Below are 5,873 nucleotides of genomic sequence, written 5' to 3'. Positions count from 1 at the left end.
GGCCGTGGGTGAGGAAGCCGGAGCCGATGATCAGCACGCCCTCGTCGCGCAGCGGCCGCAGGCGCTCGCCGAGCCTCATCAACCGGGCCGGGTCCTGGGTCGGCAGCGACATCTGCAGGACCGGTACGTCGGCCTCGGGGTACATGATCCGCAGGGGCACCCACGCCCCGTGGTCGAGACCCCGCTCGGCGTGCTGGTGGACCGGCTCGCTCGGCGGCATCAGCCCGGCGATGCGCCGAGCCAGCGCGGTGGCGTCGGGGGTCTCGTACGTCATCCGGTAGTACTTCGCGTCGAAGCCGCCGAAGTCGTAGACGAGCGGAGCCCCGCTCGCGCTGAGGCTCACCGGCGCGGACTCCCAGTGGGCGCTCACGATGAGGATCGCCGTCGGGCGGGGCAGGTCGCCGGCCCACGCGGCGAGCTGCCCGGACCAGGTCGGGTCGTCGAGCAGCGGCGGAGCCCCGTGACCGATGTACAGCGCGGGCATCCGGGTCGTCGTGTCAGCCATCCGGTTCAACTTTCACCTAGGTGCCGTCGGGTGTCGGGGGTAGTCCGTGACGTTCGGACCCTGATCGTGCCCCCGGAGGGTGCCATTCGTCACGGACTACCCCGGGAGGGCCCAGTCCACCGGCGACCCGCCCTGCTCCGCCAGGAGCCGGTCGACGCGGGAGAAGGGCCGCGAGCCGAAGAAGCCCCGGGACGCGGAGAGGGGCGACGGGTGGGCGGACTCGACCCAGGGGATCGGCCCCAGCATCGGTTTGAGCGACTGCGCGTCGCGACCCCACAGGACGGCCACCAACGGCCCGCCCCGCTCGGCCAGCACGCGGATCGCCCGCTCGGTGACCTCCTCCCAGCCGCGGCCCCGGTGCGACGCGGCCTGCCCGGGGGTGACGGTGAGGACCCGGTTGAGCAGCATCACCCCCTGGTCGGCCCAGGCGGTGAGGTCGCCGTGCGGGGCCCGCGCGATCCCGAGGTCGGCCTCGAGCTCGGCGTAGATGTTGGCCAGCGACCGCGGCACCGGCCGCACGTCGGGCGCCACCGCGAAGGAGAGCCCGATCGGGTGGCCGGGCGTCGGGTAGGGGTCCTGACCGACGACCAGCACCCGTACGTCGGCCAACGGGCGCTGGAAGGCCCGGAGCACGTGGTCGCCGTCCGGCAGGTAGCCCCGCCCGGCGGCGATCTCCTCGCGCAGGAAGCGGCCCATCGCCTCGATCCTCGGCTCCACCGGCGCCAGGGCCCGCGCCCAGTCGTCCGCCACGTGTCCGGCGTCCACCAGTGCCTGCAACGTCGTCACGCGGGCGACGCTAGCCGGTGGCCGTGACCGGCGGTGGCCGTGACCGGCGGTGGCCGTGACCGGTGGGGTCCGTGACCGGCCGGCCTCAGCGCACCGGCCGCGACAGCCGGTCCAGGAAGGCGACCAGCAGTGCCTCGCGCATCGCCGGGGCCGCCACGTCGAGCATCGCGTTGACCTCGGCCATCCGCTCCGGCAGGGCGAGCGACCCGTCCGCGGACTCGCCCACCAGCCCGGACGCGGCCAGCAGGCCGTCGAAGTCGTCGTCGCCGAGCGTGGCCGGGTCGAGCGACTCGATGAAGGCCACGACCCCGGCGTCGACCGCCACCGGTCCGGCCGCCTGCGCGGCGGCGACCGACTCACGCAGGGCACGCGTGAAGTCGTCCAGTCCGGCGAGGGTGGCCGCGCTCACCGAGAGGTGCACGCTGGCCGGCCGGCCGGCGTACGACAGCTGCGGCTGGACGTACCAGCCCCGCGCGAGCATCTCGTCGGTGAGCGTGAACGGGTCGCACGAGTCGTCGGTGGCCAGTGCCACGAGCGTGGACTCGGGGGGTACGACGACGCGCAGCGCGGGCACGGCCCCGATCGCGGCGACGATCCGGTCGACCGCCTCGAAGACCCGACCGGCCAGCCGCAGGTAGCCCTCGTCCCCGATCGCGGTGACCACCGCCCAGGTGCCGGCGATCGGCCCGCCGGAGCGGGTGGACTGGGTGGTCTGGTTGAGCATCGTGTAGCCCGGCCACGCGGCGGAGGCGAAGAACTGCGGCCTGCGCAGCGACGCGTCGCGGTGCAGCAGCAGGGAGGTGCCCTTCGGGGCGTAGGCGTACTTGTGGGTGTCCACGCTGATCGAGGTGACGCCCGCGACGGCGAACGTCCACGGCGTCACCGGCCTCCCCAGCCGGGCGGCGTACGGCAGCACCCACCCGCCGATGCACGCGTCCACGTGGCAGCGCACCCCGGCGGCCGCGGCGGCCGTGGCGATCTCGGTCACCGGGTCCACGACGCCGTGGGCGTACGACGGGGCGCTGGCCACCACGAGCACCGTGCGGTCGTCGATGGCCGCGGCCMTCGCGGCCGGGTCGGCGCGGAAGTCCTCGCCGACCGGCACCAGCACCGCCTCGACGCCGAAGTAGTGGGCCGCCTTGTGGAACGCCGCGTGCGCCGTGGAGGGCAGCACCATCGTCGGCCGCTCGACGTCGGGCCGGGAGTCCCGCGCGCCCTGCACCGCCAGCAGGATCGACTCGGTGCCCCCGGAGGTCACGGTGCCGACCGCGGAGGCCGGGGCGTCGAGGAGCCCGCAGGCGACCCCGACGAGCTCGTTCTCCATCCGCAGCAGGCTGGGGAAGGCGGTCGGGTCGAGGGCGTTGGACCCGGCGTACGCCGCCACCGCCTCGCGACCGATCCGGTCCACCTCGGCGTCGCCGCCGTCGTACACGTAGGCGAGGGTGCGGCCGCCGTGGACCGGCAGGTCGCCCGCCTGCATCGCGCCCAGGCGCTCGCGGATCTCGTCGAGGGGATTCATGCGGGGGCCTCCGTGATCGCGCGGGCGACGGCGTCCGCATCGAGGGTGTAGCGCCGCAGCCACAGCAGGCTGAGCAGGACCAGGGCGGCGGGCAGCAGCGAGAACCCGAGGGTGATCGCGGTGACCGCGGAGTCGGGCTGGGTGACGTCGCCGCCCTCGGAGGAGACGTAGCCGCCGAGGGCGAGGACGACGGCGAAGACGGCCGGGCCCAGCGCGAGCCCGAGGGTCTCCCCGGCGGTCCACACCCCGGTGTAGACGCCGGCGCGGTTCTCGCCCGTCCGGGCGGCGTCGGTCGCGGCGGCGTCCGGCAGCATCGCCATCGGGAAGACCTGGCAGCCGGCGTAGCCCACGCCGACGAGCCCGGTCGCCGCGAAGGTCACCCCCACCGGTGCGTACGGCGCCAGCACGGCGAGGGCCGCTCCGGTGGCCAGCACCAGCGACGAGACGACGTACCCGCGCTGCTTGCCGACCCGGGCGCCGTACCGGGCCCACAGCGGCGTCAGCACCAGCGCCGGGCCGACGAAGCACACGAAGAGGATCGTCGAGGCGCCGGTCCGCCCGAGCACGTCGGTCGCGAGGTAGTCGACGCCGGCGAGCATGCAGCCGGTGGCCAGGGCCTGGAGGACGAAGGTGGTCAGCAGCCGCCGGAAGTCGCGGGCGTGGCCCACGATCCGCAGCTGCTCGCGCAGCGAGCCGGCGCCCGCGGCGACGGCCCCGATCGGCGCGCGCCGGGTCCCGACGTACGCCGCGACCACCCCCACGGCGATGAGCACCGCCATCACCACGCCCATCACCCGGTAGCCGGCGCGGCCGCCGACCGCGTCGCGGATCACCGGCGCCGTCGCCCCGGCCAGCATGATGGTGAAGGCGAGGATCGCGACGCGGGCGGTCATCAGCCGGGTCCGCTCGTCGTACGACGACGTGATCTCGGCAGGCATCGCGACGTACGGCACCTGGAAGAAGGCGTACGCCGTCGCGGCCAGCACGAAGAAGACCAGCACCCAGCCCGCCTCGAGCACGCGCGAGTCCAGGTCGGGCCCGGCGAAGATCAGCGCGAACGCGCCCGCCAGCATCACCCCCGCCCGCAGCAGCCAGGGCCGACGTGGCCCCGCGGGGTCGACGGTGCGGTCGCTGATCCGCCCGGCGACCGGGTTGAGCAGCACGTCCCACGCCTTGGGCGCGAAGACGATCAGGCCGGCCCACAGGGCCGCGATGCCGAGCGTGTCGGTGAGGTAGGGCAGCAGCATCAGGCCGGGCACCGTGCCGAAGGCGCCGGTGGCGACCGAGCCGGACCCGTAGCCCCAGCGCACGCTGCGCGGCAGGGCGCGGGTCTCAGCCATGGCGTGACTCTAGGGCCTTGCACTCACCGGGCAGCCGGTGATTGCCTGAGCGCCCGTCAGCTGCGGAGCGCCCGCGAGCCGCCCGATCCGTAGCGCCGGTCGGGGTTGGCGCCGATGGTGTCGGCGGACGGTGCTGTCTTCTTCCTCGCCGACGTCTTGGTACGGCGCGTGGGGTCGTCGCTGGACCACTGCTCGATCCACTCGTCCATGACCCGCCAGGTGGAGCCCCGCGCGGCGCGGCCGGTCAGCATGCCGAGGTGCCCGCCGGGGACGATCTCGAAGCGCGCCTCGCGCGCGCCGCTCAGGAGTGGCAGCACCGGTCGTACGGCGGCCACGGGTGCGATGCCGTCGTTCGCCCCGCCGAAGACGAGGACGGGCGCCGTGATGGCCGACAGCTCGATGCTCCGGTCGCCGAGCTGCATGGCGCCCCGAGCGAGCGAGTTGCTCTTGACGAAGCGGTGGTAGAGCTGCCCGAAGGTCCGGCCGGGGTAGGCGATCATGTTGGACGTGAAGCGGTCGACCGCCTCGAGCTSCGCCAGGTAGTCGGCGTCGTCGAGGTGCGTCAGCACCGCCATCGGCTTGGTGACGACCTTCTGCGCCGAGGCGGCCGTGAACACCCAGTTGACCAGCGGCTGGGGGACCCCGCCCAGGACCCGGTAGGTGCGGGTCAGCAGGCCTCTCCCGTCGGTGAGGTTCAGGAGCGGTCGCACCGGCGCCACGAGCGGCACCTTCTTCACGTCGACCGGGGAGCCGAGGACGGTGAGGGAGGCGATGGGCAGGTCGGGCTGGTCGGCGGCGGTGAGCATGGCGAAGATGCCGCCGAGGCTCCAGCCGACCACGTGCACCGGTCGGCCGCCGGCGTGCGCCGAGACCTCGCGGATCGCTCGGGGCAGGACCTCGTCGACCCAGTGCTCCATGCCGAGGTTGCGGTTGCGGAAGGAGACCTGGCCGTACTCCACGAGGTAGGTACGCCTGCCGAGGGAGATGAAGTGCTCCACCAGGGAGCAGCCCCGCCGGAGGTCGTAGCACAGGGCGGGCGCCGCCAGCGGGGTCACGAGCAGGACCGGGTCGCCCGACTCGCGCACCGCGGCCGCGGGCCGGTAGTGGTAGACCTCGCGCAGCTCGCCGTCGTCGATCAGCGTGCGCGGCATGGGCCGGAGGTCGGCGAGTCCGCCGTACAGCACCTTGTGGGCGACGTTGCCCGCCGCCGCGACCAGCTGGTCCGGCTTCGGTGGGAGGAGGTCCATGGGGCGAAAGATACGCCGGGTCACCATGTCCGGGGGGATGTCCGGGGGGATGGCCGGGGGGATGGCCGGGGATGGCCGGCGGGATGTCGCCCCGAGGGATGTTGCCCCCGGGACGGGGCCCCGCTAGACACGACACCATGAAGTGGAACCTCGCCGCCCTCGGGGCGGCCGCCGTCGCCGGCACCGTCGTGCACGACGTCACCCAGCGTCGGCACGCCATCCTCCGCAACTTCCCGGTCGTCGGCCACCTGCGCTTCTTCCTCGAGCGCTTCGGCCCCGAGCTGCGGCAGTACATCGTCACCAGCAACGACGAGGAGCGGCCCTTCAGCCGCGACCAGCGCAGCTGGATCTACGCCAGCTCCAAGCTGGAGAACAACTACTTCGGGTTCGGCACCGACAACGACATGGAGCACGTCGAGGGCTACCCGATCATCAAGCACCGCACGTTCATGGGTCCGGGCGCGGCGACCCTGCCC

5 protein-coding genes and 1 pseudogene are annotated in these 5,873 nt (G+C 73.9%); 1 reads left to right on the top strand and 5 read right to left on the bottom strand.

Annotated features, from left to right (window positions below; translation table 11 throughout):
* The 5 genes from ACXJKL_RS12520 to ACXJKL_RS12500 all read right to left on the bottom strand — a co-directional run.
* The coding region (locus ACXJKL_RS12520) for a dioxygenase family protein (RefSeq protein ID WP_457207375.1) at nucleotides 1–505 on the bottom strand (505 nt) is incomplete at its 3' end.
* 96 nt (nucleotides 506–601) lie between these two features.
* The gene (locus tag ACXJKL_RS12515) at nucleotides 602–1,291 is read right to left on the bottom strand and encodes a uracil-DNA glycosylase (RefSeq protein WP_457207374.1); all 690 of its coding nucleotides are present in this window, start codon (nucleotides 1,289–1,291) and stop codon (nucleotides 602–604) included.
* Between the two features lie 85 nt (nucleotides 1,292–1,376).
* A complete protein-coding gene (locus tag ACXJKL_RS12510; protein ID WP_457207373.1) occupies nucleotides 1,377–2,810 on the bottom strand; it encodes a pyridoxal phosphate-dependent decarboxylase family protein in 1,434 nt (477 codons plus the stop codon).
* A complete protein-coding gene (locus ACXJKL_RS12505) occupies nucleotides 2,807–4,150 on the bottom strand; it encodes an MFS transporter (RefSeq protein ID WP_457207372.1) in 1,344 nt (447 codons plus the stop codon). The genes ACXJKL_RS12510 and ACXJKL_RS12505 overlap by 4 nt, the downstream gene beginning before the upstream one ends.
* Before the next feature lie 56 nt (nucleotides 4,151–4,206).
* Nucleotides 4,207–5,397 carry an alpha/beta fold hydrolase gene (locus ACXJKL_RS12500; RefSeq protein WP_457207371.1) on the bottom strand — a complete coding sequence of 397 codons (1,191 nt, stop codon included), beginning with the start codon at nucleotides 5,395–5,397 and terminating at the stop codon, nucleotides 4,207–4,209.
* 137 nt (nucleotides 5,398–5,534) lie between these two features.
* On the opposite strand from ACXJKL_RS12500, the pseudogene ACXJKL_RS12495 reads away from it, so the two are divergent.
* Nucleotides 5,535–5,873: pseudogene (locus tag ACXJKL_RS12495) on the top strand (FMN-binding glutamate synthase family protein); the annotation flags it as partial.

Source organism: Nocardioides sp. P5_C9_2, from assembly GCF_054049555.1.
The sequence above is the reverse complement of the archived record's forward strand: the minus strand, read 5'-3'. Positions and strand labels throughout refer to the sequence as shown.

Coding starts and splice junctions, on each gene's coding strand:
- ACXJKL_RS12505 (WP_457207372.1), bottom strand. CDS start 4,150: ATGGCTGAGACCCGCGCCCTGCCGCGCAGCGTGCGCTGGGGCTACGGG.